Origin of the sequence: uncultured Roseobacter sp., assembly GCF_947493125.1 — a bacterium.
GTDB lineage: Bacteria > Pseudomonadota > Alphaproteobacteria > Rhodobacterales > Rhodobacteraceae > Roseobacter.
Map to the genome: position 1 here is coordinate 149619 of NZ_CANLQB010000007.1, position 22297 is coordinate 171915.

Annotated in this window: 27 protein-coding genes; 7 read left to right on the forward strand and 20 right to left on the reverse strand. The window is 59.6% G+C overall.

Annotated features, from left to right (window positions below):
- Positions 1-15: 15 nt before the first annotated feature.
- From Q1A71_RS16160 to Q1A71_RS16170, 3 genes are read right to left on the reverse strand one after another with little or no spacing between them, the layout of a single operon-like run.
- Entirely contained in the window at positions 16-624 is a 609-nt protein-coding gene (locus tag Q1A71_RS16160) for a molecular chaperone TorD family protein (protein WP_299678525.1), read from the reverse strand.
- Entirely contained in the window at positions 621-1211 is a 591-nt protein-coding gene (locus tag Q1A71_RS16165) for a DUF3306 domain-containing protein (protein ID WP_299678529.1), read from the reverse strand. The genes Q1A71_RS16160 and Q1A71_RS16165 overlap by 4 nt, the downstream gene beginning before the upstream one ends.
- Complete coding sequence (locus Q1A71_RS16170; protein ID WP_366140274.1) at positions 1208-1786, reverse strand: DUF3305 domain-containing protein; 579 nt, start codon at positions 1784-1786, stop codon at positions 1208-1210. Before Q1A71_RS16170 ends, Q1A71_RS16165 begins: the two co-directional genes overlap by 4 nt.
- A gap of 320 nt (positions 1787-2106) precedes the next feature.
- Between Q1A71_RS16170 and Q1A71_RS16175 the strand changes: the two genes are divergently transcribed.
- On the forward strand, positions 2107-4059 hold the full coding sequence (locus Q1A71_RS16175) for a 4Fe-4S binding protein (protein WP_299678532.1): 1953 nt from the start codon (positions 2107-2109) through the stop codon (positions 4057-4059).
- A gap of 194 nt (positions 4060-4253) precedes the next feature.
- On the opposite strand, the gene Q1A71_RS16180 is transcribed toward Q1A71_RS16175, so the two are convergent.
- On the reverse strand, positions 4254-4784 hold the full coding sequence (locus Q1A71_RS16180) for a hypothetical protein (protein WP_299678534.1): 531 nt from the start codon (positions 4782-4784) through the stop codon (positions 4254-4256).
- Positions 4785-4881: 97 nt separating this feature from the next.
- On the opposite strand from Q1A71_RS16180, the gene Q1A71_RS16185 reads away from it, so the two are divergent.
- Genes Q1A71_RS16185 through Q1A71_RS16200 form a run of 4 tightly spaced genes read left to right on the forward strand, consistent with a single transcriptional unit; the run spans position 4882 to position 7348 of the window.
- The gene (locus Q1A71_RS16185) at positions 4882-5088 is read left to right on the forward strand and encodes a DUF6494 family protein (RefSeq protein ID WP_299678537.1); all 207 of its coding nucleotides are present in this window, start codon (positions 4882-4884) and stop codon (positions 5086-5088) included.
- Positions 5089-6156: an Mrp/NBP35 family ATP-binding protein gene (locus tag Q1A71_RS16190; protein ID WP_299678540.1), complete on the forward strand. Its 1068-nt coding sequence runs from the start codon at positions 5089-5091 to the stop codon at positions 6154-6156. It begins immediately after the preceding gene.
- Positions 6153-6857: a biotin/lipoate--protein ligase family protein gene (locus tag Q1A71_RS16195; RefSeq protein ID WP_299678543.1), complete on the forward strand. Its 705-nt coding sequence runs from the start codon at positions 6153-6155 to the stop codon at positions 6855-6857. The genes Q1A71_RS16190 and Q1A71_RS16195 overlap by 4 nt, the downstream gene beginning before the upstream one ends.
- Complete coding sequence (locus tag Q1A71_RS16200; RefSeq protein WP_299678546.1) at positions 6854-7348, forward strand: DUF6505 family protein; 495 nt, start codon at positions 6854-6856, stop codon at positions 7346-7348. Before Q1A71_RS16195 ends, Q1A71_RS16200 begins: the two co-directional genes overlap by 4 nt.
- Positions 7349-7350: 2 nt before the next feature.
- On the opposite strand, the gene Q1A71_RS16205 is transcribed toward Q1A71_RS16200, so the two are convergent.
- From Q1A71_RS16205 to Q1A71_RS16250, 10 genes are all read right to left on the reverse strand, one after another.
- A complete protein-coding gene (locus Q1A71_RS16205; RefSeq protein ID WP_299678549.1) occupies positions 7351-8157 on the reverse strand; it encodes a substrate-binding domain-containing protein in 807 nt (268 codons plus the stop codon).
- Positions 8154-8870 carry an ATP-binding cassette domain-containing protein gene (locus Q1A71_RS16210; RefSeq protein ID WP_299679133.1) on the reverse strand — a complete coding sequence of 239 codons (717 nt, stop codon included), beginning with the start codon at positions 8868-8870 and terminating at the stop codon, positions 8154-8156. Before Q1A71_RS16210 ends, Q1A71_RS16205 begins: the two co-directional genes overlap by 4 nt.
- Complete coding sequence (locus Q1A71_RS16215) at positions 8864-9568, reverse strand: ABC transporter permease (protein WP_299678552.1); 705 nt, start codon at positions 9566-9568, stop codon at positions 8864-8866. Before Q1A71_RS16215 ends, Q1A71_RS16210 begins: the two co-directional genes overlap by 7 nt.
- Before the next feature lie 358 nt (positions 9569-9926).
- Complete coding sequence (locus Q1A71_RS16220) at positions 9927-10211, reverse strand: hypothetical protein (RefSeq protein WP_299678555.1); 285 nt, start codon at positions 10209-10211, stop codon at positions 9927-9929.
- Positions 10208-10969 (reverse strand): hypothetical protein, encoded by a 762-nt coding sequence (locus Q1A71_RS16225; RefSeq protein WP_299678558.1) that lies wholly within the window; start codon positions 10967-10969, stop codon positions 10208-10210. Before Q1A71_RS16225 ends, Q1A71_RS16220 begins: the two co-directional genes overlap by 4 nt.
- Positions 10966-12024, reverse strand: a complete 1059-nt coding sequence (locus Q1A71_RS16230; protein WP_299678561.1) for a Rieske 2Fe-2S domain-containing protein — start codon at positions 12022-12024, stop codon at positions 10966-10968. The genes Q1A71_RS16225 and Q1A71_RS16230 overlap by 4 nt, the downstream gene beginning before the upstream one ends.
- Positions 12021-12398: a hypothetical protein gene (locus Q1A71_RS16235; protein WP_299678563.1), complete on the reverse strand. Its 378-nt coding sequence runs from the start codon at positions 12396-12398 to the stop codon at positions 12021-12023. The genes Q1A71_RS16230 and Q1A71_RS16235 overlap by 4 nt, the downstream gene beginning before the upstream one ends.
- Positions 12399-12560: 162 nt before the next feature.
- Complete coding sequence (locus tag Q1A71_RS16240; RefSeq protein WP_299678566.1) at positions 12561-14075, reverse strand: tripartite tricarboxylate transporter permease; 1515 nt, start codon at positions 14073-14075, stop codon at positions 12561-12563.
- Entirely contained in the window at positions 14072-14563 is a 492-nt protein-coding gene (locus Q1A71_RS16245; protein ID WP_299678569.1) for a tripartite tricarboxylate transporter TctB family protein, read from the reverse strand. Before Q1A71_RS16245 ends, Q1A71_RS16240 begins: the two co-directional genes overlap by 4 nt.
- A 93-nt stretch (positions 14564-14656) precedes the next feature.
- Complete coding sequence (locus Q1A71_RS16250; protein WP_299678571.1) at positions 14657-15631, reverse strand: tripartite tricarboxylate transporter substrate binding protein; 975 nt, start codon at positions 15629-15631, stop codon at positions 14657-14659.
- Between the two features lie 163 nt (positions 15632-15794).
- Between Q1A71_RS16250 and Q1A71_RS16255 the strand changes: the two genes are divergently transcribed.
- Positions 15795-16691, forward strand: a complete 897-nt coding sequence (locus Q1A71_RS16255) for a LysR family transcriptional regulator (RefSeq protein ID WP_299678573.1) — start codon at positions 15795-15797, stop codon at positions 16689-16691.
- A complete protein-coding gene (locus tag Q1A71_RS16260; RefSeq protein WP_299678576.1) occupies positions 16688-17431 on the forward strand; it encodes a sulfite exporter TauE/SafE family protein in 744 nt (247 codons plus the stop codon). The genes Q1A71_RS16255 and Q1A71_RS16260 overlap by 4 nt, the downstream gene beginning before the upstream one ends.
- Positions 17432-17437: 6 nt before the next feature.
- On the opposite strand, the gene Q1A71_RS16265 is transcribed toward Q1A71_RS16260, so the two are convergent.
- Genes Q1A71_RS16265 through Q1A71_RS16290 form a run of 6 tightly spaced genes read right to left on the reverse strand, consistent with a single transcriptional unit; the run spans position 17438 to position 22227 of the window.
- Entirely contained in the window at positions 17438-18106 is a 669-nt protein-coding gene (locus Q1A71_RS16265) for a fumarate hydratase C-terminal domain-containing protein (protein WP_299678579.1), read from the reverse strand.
- Positions 18103-19059: a fumarate hydratase gene (locus tag Q1A71_RS16270; protein WP_299678582.1), complete on the reverse strand. Its 957-nt coding sequence runs from the start codon at positions 19057-19059 to the stop codon at positions 18103-18105. Before Q1A71_RS16270 ends, Q1A71_RS16265 begins: the two co-directional genes overlap by 4 nt.
- Positions 19056-20813: an FAD-binding protein gene (locus Q1A71_RS16275; protein ID WP_299678585.1), complete on the reverse strand. Its 1758-nt coding sequence runs from the start codon at positions 20811-20813 to the stop codon at positions 19056-19058. The genes Q1A71_RS16270 and Q1A71_RS16275 overlap by 4 nt, the downstream gene beginning before the upstream one ends.
- Positions 20814-20816: 3 nt before the next feature.
- A complete protein-coding gene (gene sdhC / locus Q1A71_RS16280; RefSeq protein ID WP_299678588.1) occupies positions 20817-21155 on the reverse strand; it encodes a succinate dehydrogenase, cytochrome b556 subunit in 339 nt (112 codons plus the stop codon).
- The gene (locus tag Q1A71_RS16285) at positions 21152-21496 is read right to left on the reverse strand and encodes a succinate dehydrogenase (RefSeq protein WP_299678591.1); all 345 of its coding nucleotides are present in this window, start codon (positions 21494-21496) and stop codon (positions 21152-21154) included. Before Q1A71_RS16285 ends, sdhC begins: the two co-directional genes overlap by 4 nt.
- Positions 21496-22227 (reverse strand): 2Fe-2S iron-sulfur cluster-binding protein, encoded by a 732-nt coding sequence (locus Q1A71_RS16290; RefSeq protein ID WP_299678594.1) that lies wholly within the window; start codon positions 22225-22227, stop codon positions 21496-21498. Before Q1A71_RS16290 ends, Q1A71_RS16285 begins: the two co-directional genes overlap by 1 nt.
- Positions 22228-22297: the final 70 nt, after the last annotated feature.

The window sequence follows — 22297 nt, forward strand, 5'->3', positions numbered from 1 at the left end:
GCCCCTGCTGGCAGATCAGCCTGCCGTCATTCTGAATGCTTCTTTCTCGATCTCCATGAAGGCGCGCCCTACGGCGCCAACCCCTGCGTAGAAGACCGAGGTTTTTGCGCCTTCAAGGTCCGTGTAGAAATGCACGGCCCAAGGCGCGATGTGGTTGTTGAAAAACATGCGCTGCGTTTCCAGCGTTGCAGGCGCGCCAAAGCGACCGACGATCATACCGCCCATCATTTCCATCAGCGCGGCCATGCCGTCTTCGGGTTCAAAGGCATTCTCAGCGCGGGTGATCTGCTGCGCAGCCATGTCCTTGCGCAGCTTCGCCAACGGCTTTTCATTGAGAAATCCGGTCAGATAGTAGCTGGCATAGGGCAAGAGTTCGCCGCGCCCCAGACCAATAAAGAGCGCGGTGAATTCGCGCTCAACCGCCTTTGGCGTCGTGACCTTCGCCACCCGGGCAAGACCATGTATTGCCTGCCCCATCTGCCCCTCATCGCCCTGCAGACTCGCAGTCTGGTCCAGCAGCATTTGATCCGGTGGGCGCGCCAGCAAGAGCCCGAGATAGTTGTAAAGATCTGCCCGAAGGCGATCTTCAGGGGCGAGGTCGAGGTTCTCGGCCGTAACGCTCATACACCAGCATCCTCGAACTCAAACCGCATGCGACGCATCCGCGGTTCTTCTGTTGGTGCGTCCGCGGTCACGAGTTCCTCGGGATCCGTGAACGGTTCATCGACGATCTCAACAACGGGCGCCTCATCTTCAGGCACGGCTTCGTCAATCTGGTCAGCTTGGGCGAGCGCTTCTTTCCGCTCCTCCTGCTCCGCCATCTTTTCAAGGTGAGACATCATGCCTTTGCCAACTTGGTAGGCCGTTTGAATTGGCCCACCCGAAAGCATCGCCGCGCGGAAATCATCGTCATATTCATTCAGCCCATCGACACAGGCGAGCACCGGATTGCTGCGCCAAAGCTTCCGTAAAGCCTTATTGCGCAAGTGCGTAGGCACCTCTTGCGCCATGAAAGCTGCAAAGTCATCGCCGCTTTCCATTTTATCGGGATCGGGCAACCCCATTTCTTCAAGAATGGCGTCGTCGCCCTTCTCTGCCATCTCGGCTTGCAAAGCGGTAACACGCGCATCTTCTTGAACGCGCGCCTCAGCCTCAGCTTCGGCTCGAACTCCGGCACGACGACGATTCCAGAAAGAGGCCCGAGCCGTCATTCGACTTCCTCGCTCTGAATAGGGGTGGGCGCCCGGTAGACATCCGACAATTGAGCGATCCGCGCATCTCCAATGCCGGCTTGCGTCCGATCCGTTCGCAGCTCGTTGCGGCGGCGCTTGACGAACGGCTCGTTCTCGTAATGCCGATCAACAAACGCCGTCACCCAGTGCAATACCGAAGCTGGCATCGGCACGCGCTCAACGATCTCCTCACCACTGTCGCAATAGTCTTGCGCTTCATAGGGTGACACCGTCACCTTAAGAACGTGAATAGGCTTCTTGTCCGTTCTCGCCCCCTCCACCTCTCTCAGGATCACGTAGACTGACGGCGTCGTGGCCTGCAATTCATGCGCATATGCTTCCGCGTCTGAGACAAAGAGTTCAAGGTTGTGAGTAGAGGCGTGAAATTCAGAAACGCCGTCACTCTCGCGCAAAAGCTTCCACGATGCATCAGCGGCCCCGGGCAATACGGCGGTGGCACGCCAGACCCATTTGGCCCAAGGCGTGACTCCCGGAGATTGACGCATGACAACACCAAGCCTCGCAGACTGCGACTCTGGATAGACGACTCCCAAGACTACTCCCTGAATGCGCACTGTTCTTTTGCCAACCTTAGCAAAACATCACCGGTATCCTAGGAAAAAACTGCATTCATCTGTACACATTTGGTAGTAGACACATGGACCTCATCCATTGCATCTCGCCAAACCTCTGAATTCTTAAGGCTTTGGCGGTCTTGCATTTTGGCGCGTCCGATTTGCGCAAGAGGCACAGGCTCATTTGTCGTGAGCCTCGACTTGATTCTGGTTTACGTCGGCGGGAATTCCTGCCTTTCTGTGATCCGGCGCTGGAAATCAGGCCGCGAGGAGCGGGCAGGCGAGCGCGAGGGAGGACCATGACCAAAAAACTGCTGCTGTGTGACTGCCTTGGAAGTCAGCGCGTGGAGCGGGACGCCATTTCCGCTGCTACCGGTCTGAACTGCACAAAGGTGATGACTCACGCCTGCGGCAAAGAGTTGCCTCGGACCGCAGACCACCTGGCTGCAGGAGATCTGATCATCGCATGTCAGCAAGAGTCCCGCCTTTTTATAGACTTAGCAGAAGACACTGATGTCGAGATGCCAGCTTTCGTCGACCTTAGAGATCGGGCTGGGTGGGGTGACGACGGCGCGGATGCAACACCGAAAATGGCCGCGTTGGCGGCGGAGGCACTTCTCGGAGCTCCACCTGAGCGCACCATCGATATCTCCTCGGCGGGCGCCTGCCTCGTTGTCGGATCGGGAGAGATCGCTATCAAGGCGGCGACCGACTTGGCGGCGACACTGGCTGTAACATTGCTTGTACCACACCCCGAAGATATTGAGCCGGGCGGCGCATTTGATGTGGTCTGCGGCGAATTGCGCAGCGTTACGGGAAGCCTCGGCCAGTTCGCTCTGCGTATTGATCGCTTTCAGCAGACAATCGCAGGCGGCCGCGGCGCCATGTCCTGGACCGATCCAAGGGATGGCGCACGCAGCTCCTGCGATATCATTCTCGATCTCAGCGGCGGCACACCGCTCTTTCCGACGCCTGAGAAACGCGATGGCTATTTTCGAGCGGATCCCGACAGCCAGCCTGCTGTTGCAAAGGCGGTACTTGAAGCCTCCCATATGACCGGCACCTTCGAAAAGCCGCTCTATGTGCGGCTCGAAGAACCGCTCTGCGCACATTCTCGGGCAGAACAGGCGGCCTGCTCGAAGTGCCTAAACAGCTGCCCAACCGGTGCGATCACCTCGGCGGGCGAACATGTTGCGATTGATCCCATGATCTGTGCTGGCTGTGGCGCCTGTGCCGCGCTCTGCCCATCGGGCGCGATCAGCTACGACGCTCCACCCGTCGCCACCCTTTTTGCCCGCCTCAACACACTGGCCAGCACATTCCGCAAGGCTGGCGGTCGAGATCCGCGGCTGTTGGTGCACGATGACTTTGGTGACGAAATGATCTCCCTTGCCGCGCGCTATGGGCGTGGCCTGCCCAGCGATGTGATCCCATTGTCGGTGACAGCGCTCGCGGGATTTGGACATGCCGAAATGCTTGCCGCGCTCGCGACCGGCTTTGCCGACGTCTCCGTGCTTTTGGCGCCGCGCAGCGACAGGGAGGTCCTCGCACAGGAGGCGGCGCTTGCCGATGCCATTGCCGGAGCACCGAGGGTCAAGTTAATTGACGTATCGGACCCTGATGCTCTGAGCGATTTGTTGTACGATCGGACCGCCAGCACAAGCATCGCTGAGCCGATTTTGCCGCTGGGGACACGCCGGCAGGTGACGCGTCTCGCCGCAAAAGCGCTTCAGCCGGACGAGAAAATTGTGCCTCTCCCCGACACCGTACCTTACGGCGCCATCTTGGTTGACCAAGATGCTTGCACGTTGTGCTTGTCCTGTGTCTCGCTGTGTCCGGCCGGTGCACTCGGTGATAACCCGGACAAACCGCAGCTGCGCTTTCAGGAGGACGCCTGCCTGCAATGCGGGCTCTGCGTCAACATTTGCCCCGAGGATGCGATCGCCCTCGCCCCGCAGCTCAACCTGACCGACGCGGCTTTCACGCAGCAGGTCCTGAACGAGGAGGAGCCGTTTGCCTGTATCGAATGCGGCAGTCTTTTTGGCTCAAAATCCACTGTGCAAAGAATCATCGACAAGCTGGCAGGCAAGCATTCGATGTTCAGCAACCCGGATACGGCGCGTCTGATTCAGATGTGCGACAACTGCCGGATCCAGGCGCAGTACCATTCCGAAAACAACCCTTTCGCAAGTAAAGAGCGTCCTACTGTACGCACGACCGACGATTATCTCAACAAGCGCAAAGATCACTGAACGTGCAGCGGGGCTCCCAGATCTGCCGGGCTGAGCCCGGACACATAGGCGAGGATCGCGTCCAAATCGGCCTGTGTCATCTCCAGAGGTACGATGGGTGGCGGCAGACGAGGATCAAACGGATCCGTGACGTCAGCGATCTGCGTAAAGCTGGGATGAGGGTTACGCAAATGGAACGTGGCAAAGCGGTCATCCTAGTCAGCCATGCTACGCAGTACCGCAAACGACGGCGTGGCGCCCATGCCGTTCATCCGGTTGCTGTTGTTGATCACGTGGCAGCGACCGCACAGTCGCAGCGATTTTTGCTCCCCGTCTGCGCGGTCTCCATCGTAAGTGGGCGCCGTCTGCGAACCGGCACTGCGCACGACAGCCTTGAAAGTACTGCCATCGGGCGCGACAAAGCTCTCAATAGTCTTTCGCCCGATGTCAGACCGAAGCCAGTCTGCAAATCGCATAGCGCGCGGATCCGATTGGTGCATAAGGGTCCAGCCTTGGCCGAGACCTTCAAACAAGGCCGGATCTGTCGCAACAAACCGCATCTCGGCTGGCTCATCTTGACCGACACGACTGATCCGCAGTCCGGATTTCAGCGCGAAACGCGGCACGATGAATTGTGCGAACCCGGACGCCTCGAGCACCTCCGGAACGGCCAGCCTTGCGGCCTCTTGTGCCTGGCACGTGCCCGCGAGCCAGATCGACATAAGAACAGCTCGCAACCGGCGCATCGCCCCTATTCCCTCTTGTAACCGGGTGCGTCAAACTAGGATCCACCCGATCAAGCCGTCAAGCTTCTCCAAAGACCACACCCAAAGGAACCGGATCATGAGTGATGACTTCAACATGTCGATGCGCAAATTTCTCAAACAAGTGGGGGTGACCTCTCAGCAAGCCATAGAGGACGCCATGCGCGATGCCGGCGAGACCGCCGGAAAGTCTTACGCCGCCAAGGTTGTGCTGACCGTCGACGGGCTGGATCTGGAGCATGTGGTGACTGGCCAGATCACGGGCCGCGCGGATGGAGCTGACTAGGTGGCATTGCAACGCGACGCAGTTCTCGCGGCATTGAAGACGATAACAGACCCGGTATCGGGCTCTGATCTGGTATCTGCCGGTTTGATCAAGGCGCTGACGGTCAGCGACACCGGAGATGTGCGGTTCGTGATCGAAGTCTCACCTTCGCAAGCAGATGTTTATGGCGATGTGCGAAGCCACGCCGAAGCCTCGGTGAAAGCGATGGAGGGTGTCGGCGCAGTCTCGGTTGTGATGACGGCCCACAGCACGCCTGCCGCCCCCCCCGACCTCAAGCCAACCAAGCCTGCTGCGACGGGCCCACAAAAGATCCCCGGCATTGATAGAATTCTTGCAATTGCGTCCGGCAAGGGCGGCGTCGGCAAGTCCACCGTTGCATCCAATCTGGCCTGCGCATTGGCGGCGGAGGGCCGCCGGGTCGGCCTGCTGGACGCGGACGTCTATGGCCCTTCACAACCGCGGATGCTGGGCGTGTCCGGACGACCCGCCTCGCCTGACGGCAAGACAATTCTGCCGATGCGCAACTTCGGCGTCACCATGATGTCCATCGGTCTGATGACGAACGATGATCAGGCGGTCGTTTGGCGTGGTCCCATGCTGATGGGTGCGCTGCAACAGATGATGACCCAGGTGCAGTGGGGCGCGCTCGATGTTCTGATCGTCGATTTGCCGCCCGGCACCGGGGACGTGCAGATGACACTGGCGCAGAAGGCCGAGGTCACGGGTGCCATCGTCGTCTCGACGCCGCAGGATGTGGCCCTGCTCGACGCCCGAAAAGGGATCGACATGTTCAACCAGCTGGGCACACCGATTGTCGGCATGATCGAGAACATGTCGACCCATATCTGTTCGAACTGCGGGCACGAAGAGCACGTCTTTGGTCACGGTGGTGTGGCGTCGGAAGCGAAGAAGTTGCAGGTGCCCTTACTGGCCGAAATCCCGCTACATCTCGACATTCGGCTGGCCGCAGATGGCGGTGCACCGATTGTCGTCTCCAAGCCGGACAGCGCACAGGCACAGGCGTTTCGGACCGTCGCCAGACAGCTGGTGGCTGACGGCACCGCATGAAGGCTCCACAGCTTCCGCCCTTGTTTTCGGCCCTCGCCACAGCGGGGGCCGACCCCTATTCTGCCGCCTGCGCCGAGGCGCGCGGGGGCTGCGATGCGGGGTTGGTGACCTATGATATCGCCGCGAGCCAGCTGCGGGCTGCGGTCGTCTTCGCCCCGGAGGTGCCGCTGCGTGAGGCGATGATCATGCTGCCACTCTGCGCAGTGGGATTTCAGAATGCGTTCGGCGCGCTGGCACCGCCGGAGGTGTCACTGCAATTGGAGTGGACCGGAGCCCTGCGGCTGAACGGCGCGCGCTGCGGTGCTCTGACCGTGAGCGCTGTCCCAGACGATCCGGACACCATCCCCGAGTGGATGGTCGTCGCGCTGACACTGGCACTTTGGTCAGAGGAGGAAGAGACCGGGACCACCCCGGACATCACGGCGCTGTCTGCGGAAGGCTGTGGTGACGTGGAGCCCGTCGATCTGCTGGAAGCCTGGATCCGGCACACACTGGTCTGGATCAATCGCTGGACTGAGGACGGAGTAAAACCGTTGCATGACGAATGGACCGGACTCGCACATGGTATCGGCGAGAAGATTGCCCATGCGGGCATGTCCGGCGTGTTCCGGGGCATCGACGAAGAGTTCGGTTTGCTCTTGCAGCGCGCCGATACAGCAAAGATCATCCCATTGACGCAGATCTTGAAGGACCCGCCATGAAACTGGCCCGCGCCATCCATTTCGATGACAGTGACACGCGGGTGTTTCACAACCCCGCACGGACCGGGGAGTGGTGCATCTCCGGTGGATTCGAGTTTTCCAACTGGTCAGACTCCGATCTGATCGGCAAGGCCAAACAAGCGTTCACAAATGGTTGGATGGGTGTCGAGACCTTTGGCCGCGCGAGTTTTGTTGCCGTTACTCAAATCGAGCCAACTGAACGCGATGTGATCGCCGCCGCCCTGGCGCAACACTTCGTCGACATTTACGGCGCACCCTCTGTCGAGGCAGCGATGAACGTCGCGCTGGAAGAGATCTCGCAGATGGTTGAGCTTTGCGAGGATCAGGCCCCCAACACGCTGTTGACGGTAACACGCGAGCTAACTGAAGCGGGCGTGAGGGAGAGTTACCGCGTGATCGAACCGCAGGAGGCCGGTATCGAGCAATTTGCGATTCACGGCTCCCTCGACGATGATCCGAACAAGTCCTGACGCTATTCCGGCTTGGCGTTGAAAACAAACAGCGTTTCACCGTTGATGGCGTATCCATTAATCAATTGTGCCGCGCGCGGGCCTGTCAGCCACTCTTCCAGTTTCACCGCAAGATCGTTGCGGACATGTGGGTGCCGTTCGGGGTTGACTGCAAGATACGCGTATTGATTGAAGAGCGCGGCATCGCCTGCGTAGAGCAGTGCGAGATTGGCCTTATTGCCGAAGTTCAGCCAGCTTGCACGATCGGCAAGGATGTAAGCGTCCAGCCCGGCAGCAGTGTTCAGACTGGCTCCCATGCCGGCACCGACCTCTCGGTACCAGGGGCCAAACCGCTCCGGTGACAAATCCGCCGCCTGCCAGAGCGCAAGTTCCTTCTTGTGAGTGCCGCTGTCATCACCGCGGCTGACGAAATCGGGCTGCGTTACGCCGATCCGCTTCAGCACATCTGCAGCCGACGTCGCTTCGGCCACGCCCGCAGGGTCGTCTTTCGGGCCGATGAATACAAAGTCGTTGTACATGATCTCGCGACGATAAGTGCCATGGCCGTCGGCCACGAAAGCCTCCTCTGCCGTGCGCGAATGTACGAGGATGGCATCCACATCACCCGCCTCTCCCAGCCGCAACGCCTGCCCGGTACCCACGACCAGAAGTTGCACCTCAAGCCCCAGATCCTCCGATATGGCAGGAAGCAGCACATCCGCCAGCCCGGAGTTTTCGAACGACGTCGTTACCGCCAGTCTGATCGTCTCTGCCGCGGCTGCGGATCCAAGCACCAGCGCAACCAGCATGGTAAGGATACGGGGGATCATGTGATGATATCTCCTCTGAAAAACGCCCGAAGCTCTGCGGTCTGCGGAGCGTTGAAAAACGCGTCTGCCGGGCCCGCCTCGTGCAGAAGGCCGCGCAGCATGAAGATAGCATCATCCGCAAGGCGTCTGGCTTGACCCAGATCATGTGTGGTCATGATGATGCGGGTTCCGTTCGACAGGGCGGTCTGGAGCAGGGCCTCGATATCTCGTGTCGCCGCGCCATCCAGATTTGCGCAAGGCTCGTCCAGAAACAGAACATCGGGCTTGCGGATCAACGCGCGCGCAATCGCGAGCTTCTGTTTCTCTCCACCGGAGAGCCGCGTGGCCTGCAAACCCGCTCGCGGTGTCAGGCCAATCCGTGCGAGCCACTCTACGATCTCCGCCTCAATCTCCTTCCGCGCAATACCAATGAGGTTCAGCGGATACCTCAGGTTATCCGCCACGGTGCGCCGCAGCATGATTGGTGTCTGAAAGACATAGGCCTGCCGATGCCGCGCCTCATCCTGCCCGACCGACCATTCCACCTTGCCCCCGCTAAGCCGCTCGACCCCATGCATGACACGCAGCAGCGTGGTTTTGCCGCTCCCGTTGGGCCCCAGGATCATCGTCAGGCCGCTGGACCCCATGATGACGTCGACGGGTCCCAGCAGACGCTTGCCGCGTCTGCGCACAGAGACATCGGTGAGTGTCAAAGGGAGGATCGTATTCACCAGCGCCCCTCCCGCTCGGTGCGCGATAGCCAGTGGATACAGATGTTGATGCCAATCGCCAACGCGATGAGCACGAACCCCAAGGCAAGCGCCAGCGCGAAATCCCCCTTTCCAGTCTCCAGCGCAATCGCGGTGGTCAGTACACGCGTGGCGTTGTCGATGTTGCCGCCCACGATCATGATTGCGCCGACCTCGCCAATGGCACGGCCAAAACCCGCCAGCGAGGCCGTGAGCAGGTTGCGCCGCCCGTCCCAGATCAGCGTGCGAATCCGCTGGCCTGAGGAGGTATTCATCGAAATCAGCAGGTCATGATACTCGGCCCAAAGCTCGCGCATGGCCTGATGTGTGATCGAGGCAATGAGCGGGGTGATGATGATCACCTGCGCGATGATCATCGCCGTGGGCGTAAAGAGCAGCCCCAACACGCCGAAGGGTCCGGACCGCGACAGCAGAATATAGACGATCAGTCCGACAACGACAGGCGGTAGCCCCATCAGAGCGTTCAGCAAGGAGATCGCAAGACGCCGATACCGAAACCGCCGGATCGCCAGGAACGTACCGAAAGGCAGCGCAATCGCCGACGCGATGAACAGCGCGGTCAGGCTGACCTGCAATGACCGCAGCGAAATCTGCACAAGATCCGGATCGAGCGTAACGACCAGCCAGAAGGCGGACACCAGCCCTTCATAAATGTCGCTCATGTTTCAGGCCGGTTGGTCTGCCACTGGTTCACACGTCAGTTGCATTGTCCTAAGGCATGGGTGCAGGCTCCGCAATCCGATCCGACACGTGCAGCATCCGGTGTGAGTGAGATCAGTTCCGATGTCCTGCGATCAGGCAATTCACATACTGCTGTTCACGGCACAGGGCACACCGGCACGTTTTTAAAGCCAAAGCCACCGAAAGATCGTCAGATCGGTCGTCTGCGGATCACTTGGGCCCGCTATTCAACAGCGGCCCCCAATTTTTCCGGCGATTCTGGAGAGCAAACACCCTCTGACAAGACAAAACTGTTGGCGATGTGGCAATCCCGGCACAGCTTCGGCAACCGACACCATGTCAATCCTGCGGCGGGTCTGTTTCGGACGGCTTGGTCAATGCGTCGTAAAGCTTCTGCAGGATACTCAGGCAGGCAAAGCACCCCAGCGCCCAAATGACGAGATCAAACGGCGCGGCACTGGTTCCCCGGAGCCACTGGCCGACCAGATCACCTTGCGGGCGCAAGGCCTCCGACCCGAAGAGCCCGGGACGGGGCCAGAGCGTCAGATACCAAAAGCGGGAGAGGTAGAAGAGAATCGCCGCCACACTCGCGACGAGGATCAGCGTGGCGATACGGCGGATCATTGCAGAACCTCCAACGTCTCCGGATCCAGGCGCAGTACCAGCAGGTCACCTCTGCGTTCGACCTCGCCTTCCAACGAGACGAACTGGGCGACGTAGTGATAAGCCTTCTCAGGCAGATGGGTCCCGTCTGGCCCTGTGATCAGCAAGAACTCAGAGCCCTCCACCGGCTGGCTCGATACGAAGACCGGTGGGACTTTGCCCAAGAGACAAAGGTTCGCGCAGGCCTTGTGCGCCAGACCGCGCCCCGGCCGCATCGCCCCGGCCAGGCACTTTCCATCGCATATCTCGCCGGCCAACTTCCAGCGACCAAGCGATACAGTTTCCATTGGTGTTACGGCCCCCTCCGCCGCACTGATGCCATTGCGCCCACCCCGCAACTGCAACATGTCCAGCGCCCCGCGCTGCAGCATCACACCTGAGACTTGCGCCAGTTGACCCTCCAGCGGGATGGCACGACTTTCCACGTTTGTCTTGCCCGTGCCCGCGAGTATCAGAGTGTGCCCGGCAGGGATGTGTTCGTTTCCTTCCGTCACACGCAAGAGCGGATAAGGCGTCAGTTCAACCACACCGGTCACGGTCTGGCGGCCATAGTCGAACCGAAACGCACCATCACCCGGATCGTCCTGCGCCACCCCAATCGCCAAACCAAACCCGGCCAACCCAGCGACGAAAAGCACGCAAACGGCAAGAAGAAAACCTCGCAGAGCCTCGGGGGCCGGGAGATAGCCTACGAAGAACGGGCCGCGGTTCTGCTTCATGAGGTCGTTCCATCTCTCAGTCGAAGAGGCTCGACATAGGTGCCTGGTGGATTGGCCCTCGGATCGACGAACACAGCGGTACCATCCATCTTGAGATTGTAGGTCGGGACTTTTTCAGTGAAGGGCGCAGGGGAGCGGCCATTGGTGACATCATATTGAAACCCGTGCCAGGGGCAGGTCACCAAACAGTCGATGATCCGACCCTCGCCCAGCGGGCCGTTCTGATGGGCACAGGAGTTGGAGATGGCGCTCAGTCTGCCCTCGTTGAGATAGACGGCAACCCGCTCACCGTTGGCCAGCAGCCTGATCTTCGCAAAGCCGTCATTCATCTCCGCAACATCGCAGACCTCGACCCAATCGGCAGCCGCGGTCGAGGTTGCCGCATCGGTCCTGCGATCCTTCAGCGCCGCGAGCAGATGCAGAACACCAACCGCCAAGGCGCCGCCGACAAAGATTGCGGTGAACACATGATTCTGCTGATCCTGCAGAATGCCGAAGGACACATGCGCGACAACCGAGAGATATGCGGGATAGATAAGGTAGTGGATCCGCTTCCAGACCGGCGGGCTGAGAAACTTCATCCAGAAGTCATGGCTGGTTGCCGCAAGCAAGATCAGCGTGAAAAGCGCAAAGATGCCGAAAACTTCGAACGGGAAGCCCGCCAGTTGGCCATAGCTGGTGTTCGCGAAGAGCAGCGCCTCGTATTTGTTGGAGGCCGAAAATGCGAAGTACCAGTCCACAATGTAACCGGCGTGGGTGATCGCCACAAACGCCGTCATCACGCCAAAGTGGCGCCGGTTGTAAAGCAGCGGAAGGAACCGCGGGTCCAGCCGGGCAAGCGGCCCGATGCATAAGATCACCGTCAACATCACAAAGGCGCACGCCCCGAAGGCACGCGCATTGTGTACCTGGGCGTTGATCGGACGCTCATGGCTCAGGATACCGGGCGCCGCGTAAAGGAACACGTAGAGGAACAGGCCCGCACCCAACAGCATCACCGCATCGTATATGTATTTGTTCCAGTTCCACTGCACGGGGATGTATTTGACGCTCATTGGCTGATCTCCGTTGGTTCGGAAAGCTGCACGGGTGCTGTCTCAGCAGGCCAGGTTTGGCGCTGACTCAGCCCTGTGAGGATGATCAGACAGATGCCGACGGGAAGCACCCAGCCAACGTAGAAGTGTGCCTTCCGCGGGGGATCGTAGCGTCGCGCCCAGTGTTCATGACCGCTTTCGTAGAGATACCAGCGCCACAGCACGAGGGGCCAGATCACCAGAATGCTGGGAATCAGTAGCGGACGGAAGATGTAGGCGTCGCGCGCGTCATCATCGATCCGGTCCATGCCAATGGTCAGAAACATCGCCGCAATGACAGCGCCAATGCTTCCCCAGATGCGCAATCCGAGCAGGATTGCTTCGGCTTGGTTCATAGCTCTGACACTCCGCCCGTTGCACCACAAGACCTCCACGAAGCCTCGCGAGAAAGGTGCACGCATGTTGCTCGGAACACCAAATCACAATTTCGGATCACAGGTCATAGAACCGGCAAATTGCGGCTCATGTGCCTTTCTCACATCACAGTGCGCGTCAGGTCAGTTCTCCGGCGTCTCGTCAAAAAGCGGGGTATTTTTGACGGCCCGCACACCGGCGCGTACGATCGCGATGATCGTGAGCAAAGTCATCGTCCAGAAGAACCAGGTGATCGGTCCGCGCAGCAAGATTGTGGGATCACTGCCAGACATCAGCATCGACTGCCTGAAGTTGTCCTCCAGCAGTGGTCCGAGAATAAACGCGATCAGAAATGGCGCCGCAGGAATATGATACCGGACCATCAGGAAGCCGACCCATCCCATCACGAACATGACCCCGACATCGAAGATGTTATTGTTGACGGCAAAAACACCGTAGATGCAAAGCACGAGGACGGCGGGAATCAGGATCCGCTTGGGGATGTCGGCCACGTATTTGAAGCCACGAATGGCAACGGTTCCGATCAGGAACAGAAAGACCGAACTGACGATCAGGCCGATGAAGAGCCCATAGATGATGTCAACGTTCAGGATGAACATCATCGGCCCCGGCTGCAGCCCGTGGATCATGAACGCACCAATGATGATCGCCGTGATCACGTCGCCCGGGACACCCAGCGCAAGCAAGGGGATCAACGTGGCACCTGCGACGCCGTTGTTGCCCGCTTCGGAGGCCGCGACGCCTTCAATCTCGCCCTTGCCAAAGTTGTCGCGGTTCTTCGAGGTTCGGCGGGCCTCAGAATAACTCAAGAACGCGGAAGGTGCCGCTCCGATGCCAGGAATCGAGCCCAGAAATACACCAATGAAGCTGCCGCGCACGATGGATTTGAAGCTGCGCCGGTACTCCGCAAAGGTCACCCAGTTCTTGCCCAAGCTCCGCGCCTTCCCCACGTGCGCCGTGGGGTGCCAGACCATGGCCAGAATTTCTGGTATGGCGAAAAGACCAATCAGCACCGCGATGAAGTTCAACCCACCCATCATATTCGGATCGCCGAAGGTGAACCGGTTGGTCCCGTAGACAAGATCCAATCCAATCGTGGCCAGCAGAAGACCAAGAAGCGCCGAAAGCGCGCCGCGCAAGAGGCTTTCGCCCGACACGCCTGCGATGATGGTCAGCGAAAACAGAATGAGCGTGAAAAACTCGGGCGGGCCGAAGCTGAGCGCGAAGGACGCAAGCCAGCCGGCAAAAAGGATCAGGGAGAGGTTGGAAATCACATCCGCCGTGCAGGAGGACCAAAGCGCCATCCCCAACGCGCGCCCTGCCTCGCCCTTCTCCGCCATCGGATAGCCATCCAGGATGGTGGCCGAAGACGCCGGGGTACCGGGCGTCTTGATCAGAATTGCAGGGATCGAGCCCCCGAATATCCCCCCTTTGTACACCCCAAGCAGGAGAAGAATGCCCGTGATGGGCTGCATCGCGAAGGTAAACGGAAGCGTCAGCGCGACAGCCATTGTTGCCGACATGCCCGGTATCGCCCCGCCAATGACACCGATCGCCACCCCAATGAACAACGCCAAGAAGGATTCGATATTTCCGACGAGGCTGAGGCCCGCGGCGATGCTGTCGACAAAGCTCATGGCAGCCTCAGCAGATTGCCTTGCGGGATCGCCACGCCGGCCACATGCGCAAAGAACGCATAGAGCACAAGCGGGACGACAACAGCGCAAACCAACGCCGTGATGAGATGGCGTGTCCGTACAAGAAGGGCGGTCGAAACAAACACCAGCATCGAGGTCAACACCATCCCCAGCCGTGGCAGCAAGACCATGGTCAACCCCATGATGAGCGCCATGCCAACAAGACGCAGCCATGCCGCACCCGGTTGCTCGCTGGGTGCATTAACGGGCGGCCCGTGCCTTGATTGGCGCAGGCCCGAGAACACTAGCCCGCAGCCCGTCAGCCCCGTGAACCCCGCCAAAGCATAGGGCCAGAACAGCGGGGACAAGATCACGTTGCCAACATTGCTTGGCGACGAAACCCATGTAGGGATCGCAAAAAATGCGAGAAAGAGCGATGCGAAGAGAGCGCCCAACCCAAGGCGCATCTGTACTTGCCGCTGTGTCATCCTGTGCCCCTTCCCATCAGCACGTTCCAAGAAAAACGCCGGGCAACAGTGCAGCCCGGCGTTTTGGAACGTCAACTCCACAAGGCGTTATGCCTAGCCTTCGATCCTCATACCAAGATCGTCAACGAGTTTGCGGAAAGTTTCGTATTGGCCCTGGATGAACGCATTGGCGTCTTCGGGCGACATCAGCTCAATCACCGAACCGCGCGACGTCATCTTCTCGAGGAACTCGGCATCCTGCGTGGCCGATGCCATCCACGTGCCCCATTTGTCTGCGACATCGTCCGGCAACCCGTCGGGGCCGGCAATCCCGGTCCACCCGACGAGCTGGTGCAGCGCGGGCTTGCCCAGATCGGCTGCCGTCGGCACATCAAAGCCTGCGACCGGCTCTGCCGTCGTTACCATCAAAGGGACCAGTTGCTCGTTCGCCACAAAGCTGGCAATCGCCGACGAATTTGTGCACAAAAATGTGGCCGTCCCATTCAACACCGCCGTCGCTGCCGCTCCACCACCTTTCTGAGGAATGTGGGTTGTTTTCGTCAGCGGCTCTTCGACGCCAAACTCGGACAACACCATCACAGCCGCAAGATGCAGAAGCGACCCAACGCCAGAAGAAGAGTAAGTCACACCGCCTTCTTCCACCTTCGCAATCAGGTCCTCCATCGAGGTGATGCCCGACGAGGGGCTTACTGCGCAGGCCACCGGATTGATCTCATAGACCGTCACGAAGCGAAAATCTTCAAGAGTGTACGGCAATGTCGCTTTCATTGCAGGGTTCACCGAGTGAGAGCCCACGCGCGCGAACAGCATGGTATAGCCGTCCTCTTTCGCGTTCTGAACAGCGACGGATCCCGTCGCTCCGCCGGCACCGGTGACATTCGCCATCACCAGAGGTTTGCCAACGGCAGCGCCCAACGGCTCGGCAATCGTGCGCGCAGAGATGTCCGTTGCTCCACCGGCACCATATGGAATGACCATATTGATGGGGCGTTCAGGGTATTCCGCAAGGGCGGCTCCGGACACACCGAGGGTCAGAGCGCAGGCCGCGCCAAATGTCTTCAAAGTCATCGTTTTCCTCCCGATCACGACTTATATCTGGACCGTTCCAAGCCAAGCCGACGGCGCCCTTGACAATTGGTAACGTTAAGACATGCTTTATAGAAGTAATAATAAGTTACAGCTGAAGTAAACTCCCCTTAAGAAACGGCCCCTCTGCTGAATGTCGATACGCATGCTTCGGACGCTGATCGCCGTCCACGATCACAAGACCTTCAGCGCTGCTGCGGACGCCGTTCATGTCACCCATGCCGCTGTGAGCCAACAGATGCGCACGCTTGAGGAGTCTTGGAGCATCCAACTCTTTGACCGGTCGCGCAGAACGCCGGAGCTGACGCCTCTTGGGCGCGCATTGGTCGCAAAAGCCCGTGAGGTGGTCCGGGGATACGACCAGATGCTACCGTCGGTCCTCGGAGAAAGCGGTGTCAGCGGAGACGTGGCACTCGGGGCGCTGCCAACAACGCTCACCACCATGGTGCCTTCGGCGATATCGCTGCTTGTCGCCGACCATCCACAAGTTCGGGTTCGCCTTTTCCCCGGGCTGAGCAATCATCTGGTCTCGCAACTCGAACGCGGCGCACTCGATGCGGCTATCGTCACCCGTCCGGACCTGCTGCCTGCCCGCCTCGACTTTTTGGACATCGCCGAAGAGCCGCTGCAACTGCTTGCCTCCTGCGACATCGAAAGCAACGACCCCTTCGAACTGCTGGCGACCCATCCCTTCATTCGCTTCAACCGCGATGCAGTCGTCGGGCACATGATCGAAAGCTGGCTGCAAAAGAAGGGTATCCGGGTGAACGAGGCTATGGAACTCGACGGGCTCGAGGCAATCTCAAGCATGGTGTTCGCGAAGCTCGGCGTTGCAATCGCGCCGAAACGTGCGGTGCAAACCAACAGTCCGCTTCCGCTGAAACGGCTTTCCTTGGGCCCCGATGCACCGGTTCGGCGGCTGGGCCTTGCATTTCCAAGCGAGACTGCACGTGGACGGGTGCTGAAGGAATTGCACCGCGTCTGCCTGCAATCTGTCGCAATCGGTTTCTTTGGCCAAGCCGCCGAACGACAGACGCAATGACGGCATCCGAGATCGCCTATTTGATGATCGGCGCGGCAGCGGGTGGGTTCATCAACGGCCTGGCTGGCTTTGGAACGGCCCTCTTCGCCCTGGGCTTCTTCCTCAGCATCATGCCTGCACTCGAGGCCGTGGCGATCACGGTCATCATCTCCGTCGTGAGCGGGATCCAGGGGTTGTGGATCGTGCGCAAGGCCATGCTGCAAAACCCGAAACGGCTCGCGCGCTTTCTGGTGCCGGCGGTCTTCGGCATCCCGCTCGGCGTCGTGTCGCTCCAGCAGATTGACGTGTCGATGCTGAAAATTCTGATCGCCTTTTTCCTCATCCTCTACGGCGGCTTTTTCAGTTTGCGCCGGACCCTGCCGCAGATTGATCGACCGACACCGATGATTGACTGCACCGTCGGGTTCTGCGCTGGCATTCTGGGCGGGGCAGCATCTCTGTCGGGCGCGCTACCGACCATGTGGTGTTCGATGCGAGCCTGGCCGCGCTATGAGACGCGCGCGGTGCTGCAGCCCTTCAATGTCGCCGTCCTCGGGCTCACGGCAATCATGTTGATCTGGGCAGGCGCGTATCACAGGCAGACGCTCATTTACGCTGGCATCGCGCTGCCGACGGCCCTCGTGGCGGCTCAACTGGGCATTGTGGTTTTTCGCAGGTTAAAAGACGAGACGTTCCGGCGCCTGCTTATCGGCGTATGCTTCCTGTCTGGTGCGATCCTGCTACTGCGCGAGCTGCTCTGAGCCGAATTAGCCGATCACCTCATCCGAGCGATCGTCTGTCTCGCCATAACGCTTAAGAACCGCAGGTTTGGTCCCTTCGTAGACGCGGTCAAGGTTTTCAGAGATTTTCGCGTTTTCACGCTCAAACAGGCACTCGCCCTGAAGATTGGAGGCGACGATGAAGGGGCCCATCCGCCGCGCCCGGATCACCCACATGGCCTGAGCGATCCCAAGCTCCTCATGCCAATGCACGGCCTCGACAGTTTCGACCCCACGGCCCAAGAGCGCCCCGGTGCCATAGCCCACTGTGGAGAGATATACGGCACCATTGGGCACAAAATACTCGTTGTAGTCCTTGGAGGACATGCCGCCTTTGCCGATGATCAGTCGCGCACCGGTCTTCGCCATCCATTCCGGTAACCACTTGGCAAAGCGGAAGCTTGCGGTGGCCGTCACCGCACCCAGGTCGAACGAACCGTCCTCGCGAATGACCGCAGCCGGTGAGCAGTGGAAGTTCGCGGCACTTTGTGACGGCAACTCCATGGGGATGTTGGCCTTCTGCTCCAAAGCGCGCATGTAAACACCCTCGCGCGCCGTGTATATGAGCCCGTCCAGATAGATTATGTCGCCGAGCCGGAGGTCTGCAACCGCCTCGGCATTAGGTGTCGTCGATAAGGTGACTTCGCGAATTTTCATTCCGCGGCCTCGCGCGCAGGGTCCCACTCGATCGTCTCGCGGCGCTGATAGTCGGTAAACCAATTCGGATCCGTGCGGTGCTCGACCCGTCCATCGGGAAAGATGCGGGCCACCGCCCGGCGAGACGACAGGCAAAACGCATGTACGGACATCTGCATCCCGCCCGTATGGCAGTAGCCGACTTCAATGTTGCAATCTATCACCATGTTTTTGCCGACAAATCCCATCGCACCCATTCCGATGGAGTTGCCCAACTCCTTGAACTCATCCTCCATCGCCGCAATCTTCGGATCGGAGTTGCGGCTTCCCACGGTTCGCAACACCGAGGCGCGCTTGCCCAGCACCATGCAGGTGTCCTTTGACCCGCCCAGACCAATCCCGATGATGGCCGGTTGGCAAGCCAGCCCACGCTTGCCAAACGCAACGAGGCTGTCCAGATAAAATCGCTTAATCCCCTCGATTCCATCTGACGGAAACAGCATCCGGTAGTCGGTGCCGAACAGGCCTCCCTTGTGGACCGTGATGAGGTCCATCCACTCCCCCTCGGGTTCAAAACCGTATTCAATCTCCGGCGCACCGATCCCAACGTTGTTGTTGTGATCAGTCCGCCAGAGGGGATGCACGCGGTTTGGGCGCAACGGCACGCCCGTCGTAGCATTGGCCGTCGCTCGGCGCAGGGCTGCCTCCAAAGCAACAAATCCCCCCTCGACACGCGCATCATTGCCCATTTTCACGAACCAGCGCGGCACGCCCGTGTCGCCGCACATCGCGCGTCGGTCTTCCTTGGCTGCTTCGTAATTCTCCAACATTGCCTGCAAGACGAAGGACGATAAATCGCCGTCCTCGGTGGCCGCTGCCGCGCGCAGACCATCAAGATAGTCTTGGGGAATTTCGATGGCCGCCTTGTCCATCAGGGTCTCAGCCGTTGTCTGAATCAAATCGAGTGAAATCATTGAGCTGCCACCAGGGTTTCAGGTTCGCCTTCGGGCAAGATGGTCTCGCCCGGGCGAACGATTGAAAAATCAACGGCTTCACGGGTGACCTTCACGTCTCCGCGCGTTTGCCGGGCCACAGTAAAGTAGGATGTCTCCATATCACCTGTCTCGGGGAAGTCTTCGCGGTAATGTGCTCCACGAGAATTCTCCCGCGCGAGGCCAGCCTTTGCAATGATCTCGGAGATGTCGCAGAGACTGGCCATGTTCAGCCAATCATGCCAAGTCAGATTGAAGGCGAGGTTGCCCCCGGACACGCCAATCTCCATCAGATCGGAGCGGATCGCGGTAATACGCTCCAGCCCACGCTGCATGCCGGAGGCCGTCCGCATGACACCGACATCCTCCCACATCACCTCCTGCAGGTGGTTGCGCAACGGCTGAACGAGATCGGTCGGGCGTGACAGCGGATGCAAAGCCCGCAAGCATTCGGCGTCCAAAACCGCTTCGTCAGGTACGCGGAGGTTTGGCATGCGCCGAATATCCGCGCCCATCGTGTCGCCGGCAATCCCGCCATAAACCGTCGAATTCGCGACTCCATTGCCGCCCAGCCGGTTCGATCCATGCGCACCACCTGCGTCCTCACCAGCGACATACAGGCCTTCGAGCGCCGTTCTCGTGTCCACATCGACGACAACTCCGCCCATGAAGTAATGCGCTGTGGGGACGACCTCGACCAGCCCACCGGCCAGGTCGAACCCGCTGTCTTCGCACCGTCTGACCATCCCCTTGAATTTCGCGCGCACAGTCTCGGGCCCGAGGTGCGACATGGAAATGAACATACCGACCTGATCCGGGTCGTTGCTCTTGCGCATCTCTGCATAGATGCCGCGGCTCACGACGTCACGGGTCGCGCGTTCGCCTTTCGCGTCATAATCAAACATGAACCGCTGACCAGCGGCGTTCAAAAGCTGCCCCCCCGCGCCGCGGAGGCCTTCCTCAAGCACCGTCCCCGTCATCCGGCTGTGTTCGCCCGCCAAAAGACCGGTAGGGTGGAATTGCACCATCTCCATGTCGCGCAATGGCAGACCGACCCGCAGCGCCATGGCCAGACCATCCATCGACTTGTCACCGCTTGGCGTGTGATACTTGTACATCGTGGGGCCGCCGCCCGTGGCCATCAGAACCGCCTTTGCCCGTACAAAGCGGAAACGGCCAGTGCGCATGTCGATCATCAGAACGCCCGCCAGCGCACTGCCGTCCTTCGTTGGAACCAGCCCGACCGCACGATGCTCCTGAAGTCTTTCGATGGAACGGCTCAGCACCTGCTCCATCAAACGATTGATGATCTCGATGCCCGTCAAATCACCTTTATGGACAGTGCGGTCGGCGGTCTGCCCCGCAAAGGCCTTCTGATGCAGGCTTCCGTCCGGGTTTCGATCAAAAAAACAGCCGATCTCGTTTTCCAACTCACGAATGCGGACGACAGCCTGCTCGCAAAGCCGCCAAGCCATATCCTGATTGGGCAGCCATTTTCCGCCCTCAATGGTATCCATGAAATGCCGCTCGACCGTATCGCCACCGCCAAGCGCCACGTTGTAGCCGCCCTGCACCATGCGCGTGCAGCCGCACTTTCCGATCAGCCCTTTGACAGCCATAGTGATTTTCGTGCCCGCTGGTGCAGACTGCTGCGCGTGCAGTGCCGCGAAAAGCCCCGCACCTCCCGAGCCCAGGATCAGAATATCCGTATCGTGCCGATCAATGTCATGCGCCATCGCTCACACCACCTGCAGGAAGAACGTGCCCGAAATCAGCACGGCAATGCCGACCGCACCAGCCGCGAGTGTCTTCTGTGGTGCGGACCATGGCAGCCACTCCAGGGCCATCAGTCGCAGGCCACCAAACATGTGTACAGCCAGAAGGAAGACAAGTCCAAACTCGGCGAGTTTGACAATCGGCTGTTCTGTGAAACTCAGAAATGCGTCCAATCGCTCAGGCTGTGTCAGCGCCAGCGACAAGACCCAGAAATGCAGCGGCAAAAACAGAGCCAAAGCAAGGCCAGACGTGCGATGCAGCACAAAGGCCAGCCAAAGCGGATGCGCGCGCGCAGGCCTCATATGGCGCTCACAGGCCAGGTTACGGCGATCAATGCCTGAACGCCCATGAATAGGAGACCGGCGGCGACACCCAGGGTGGCCGCCGACAACGTACGACCGGCAAGTCCCATTGTCTCGTGAAGGATGACGCGCAAGCCAATCGACGCGTGCAGCGAGACCGCCACAACAAAACTGCCGTAAAACAGAAACCAGAACAGCGAGCCTTGCGTCCGACCCAGGATCTCTTCCGCCGAAAGCCCGCCCTGCACGGCATAGATCATGACCGCGATATGACCGAGCGTCAGTGGCGCCATGATCAATGCCGTGATCCGTTGCAGCATGTACAATCGCAGGTCAAGCATCAGCCACCGCGCCTGCGAAAGAAGCCGCGCGCCGTTTCGCGCTTCAAGCCAGCAATTGCAGACATCGGATCCAGATCATTGGGACAAAACACGGTGCAACTGCCCATCGAGTGGCAATTGTGGCACCCTCCTGTACCGGACACCGCGTCGAGAATCTGAGCCCGCGCGTCGTGTTTCGCATCATTCAGCAAGGTCCACGCCCGTTGCAACGCCGCTGGTCCCAGGTAGTCAGGGTTTCCTGCAACCGTATCGCAGGCGGCATAGCAGATGGAGCAATTGATACATTCGATCCCCGCGCTGGCCTTGACGCGGGCGCTTTCTTCAGGATCAACGGCAGGAATGGGGTCGCCGCGACCGGCACTGGGGACATGCGCGCCTCCCGCTGCAACCCATTTGTCGAAGAACCGATCCATATCGACGGCCAGATCCTTGATCACTGGCAGATTTCGCAAAGGCCCGATCCGGACGCGGCGATCCTTCAGCACCTTTTTCACATGTGTGCGGCAGGTCCAGCGAGGTTGATCATTCACCATCATTGCGCAGGATCCGCACATGCCGACACGGCAGGCAAAACGGTACGTAAGGGACGCGTCAGCGTACTGCTGGATCCACGACACCACATCAAGAATGGTCTGGTTCTCATGGGCGGGAACCTCAAAGAGCTCGTAAGCACCGTCCAACGCTGTTCCGCGCCAGACCGAGACTTCCAAAACGGTGGTGTCCTGGGTCAAACCTGCTTCCCATCCCGCGGCATGTTCCCATAATCTGACTGGTATAGACGCCAGCATAGCTAACGAGAAG

Excerpts from the sequence above, each read along its gene's own strand:
- Q1A71_RS16160 (WP_299678525.1), bottom strand. The coding sequence starts at position 624 with ATGAGCGTTACGGCCGAGAACCTCGACCTCGCCCCTGAAGATCGCCTT.
- Q1A71_RS16165 (WP_299678529.1), bottom strand. The coding sequence starts at position 1,211 with ATGACGGCTCGGGCCTCTTTCTGGAATCGTCGTCGTGCCGGAGTTCGA.
- Q1A71_RS16175 (WP_299678532.1), top strand. The coding sequence starts at position 2,107 with ATGACCAAAAAACTGCTGCTGTGTGACTGCCTTGGAAGTCAGCGCGTG.
- Q1A71_RS16180 (WP_299678534.1), bottom strand. The coding sequence starts at position 4,784 with ATGCGCCGGTTGCGAGCTGTTCTTATGTCGATCTGGCTCGCGGGCACG.
- Q1A71_RS16185 (WP_299678537.1), top strand. The coding sequence starts at position 4,882 with ATGAGTGATGACTTCAACATGTCGATGCGCAAATTTCTCAAACAAGTG.
- Q1A71_RS16195 (WP_299678543.1), top strand. The coding sequence starts at position 6,153 with ATGAAGGCTCCACAGCTTCCGCCCTTGTTTTCGGCCCTCGCCACAGCG.
- Q1A71_RS16200 (WP_299678546.1), top strand. The coding sequence starts at position 6,854 with ATGAAACTGGCCCGCGCCATCCATTTCGATGACAGTGACACGCGGGTG.
- Q1A71_RS16205 (WP_299678549.1), bottom strand. The coding sequence starts at position 8,157 with ATGATCCCCCGTATCCTTACCATGCTGGTTGCGCTGGTGCTTGGATCC.
- Q1A71_RS16215 (WP_299678552.1), bottom strand. The coding sequence starts at position 9,568 with ATGAGCGACATTTATGAAGGGCTGGTGTCCGCCTTCTGGCTGGTCGTT.
- Q1A71_RS16220 (WP_299678555.1), bottom strand. The coding sequence starts at position 10,211 with ATGATCCGCCGTATCGCCACGCTGATCCTCGTCGCGAGTGTGGCGGCG.
- Q1A71_RS16225 (WP_299678558.1), bottom strand. The coding sequence starts at position 10,969 with ATGAAGCAGAACCGCGGCCCGTTCTTCGTAGGCTATCTCCCGGCCCCC.
- Q1A71_RS16230 (WP_299678561.1), bottom strand. The coding sequence starts at position 12,024 with ATGAGCGTCAAATACATCCCCGTGCAGTGGAACTGGAACAAATACATA.
- Q1A71_RS16235 (WP_299678563.1), bottom strand. The coding sequence starts at position 12,398 with ATGAACCAAGCCGAAGCAATCCTGCTCGGATTGCGCATCTGGGGAAGC.
- Q1A71_RS16240 (WP_299678566.1), bottom strand. The coding sequence starts at position 14,075 with ATGAGCTTTGTCGACAGCATCGCCGCGGGCCTCAGCCTCGTCGGAAAT.
- Q1A71_RS16245 (WP_299678569.1), bottom strand. The coding sequence starts at position 14,563 with ATGACACAGCGGCAAGTACAGATGCGCCTTGGGTTGGGCGCTCTCTTC.
- Q1A71_RS16250 (WP_299678571.1), bottom strand. The coding sequence starts at position 15,631 with ATGACTTTGAAGACATTTGGCGCGGCCTGCGCTCTGACCCTCGGTGTG.
- Q1A71_RS16255 (WP_299678573.1), top strand. The coding sequence starts at position 15,795 with ATGCTTCGGACGCTGATCGCCGTCCACGATCACAAGACCTTCAGCGCT.
- Q1A71_RS16260 (WP_299678576.1), top strand. The coding sequence starts at position 16,688 with ATGACGGCATCCGAGATCGCCTATTTGATGATCGGCGCGGCAGCGGGT.
- Q1A71_RS16265 (WP_299678579.1), bottom strand. The coding sequence starts at position 18,106 with ATGAAAATTCGCGAAGTCACCTTATCGACGACACCTAATGCCGAGGCG.
- Q1A71_RS16270 (WP_299678582.1), bottom strand. The coding sequence starts at position 19,059 with ATGATTTCACTCGATTTGATTCAGACAACGGCTGAGACCCTGATGGAC.
- Q1A71_RS16275 (WP_299678585.1), bottom strand. The coding sequence starts at position 20,813 with ATGGCGCATGACATTGATCGGCACGATACGGATATTCTGATCCTGGGC.
- sdhC (WP_299678588.1), bottom strand. The coding sequence starts at position 21,155 with ATGAGGCCTGCGCGCGCGCATCCGCTTTGGCTGGCCTTTGTGCTGCAT.
- Q1A71_RS16285 (WP_299678591.1), bottom strand. The coding sequence starts at position 21,496 with ATGCTTGACCTGCGATTGTACATGCTGCAACGGATCACGGCATTGATC.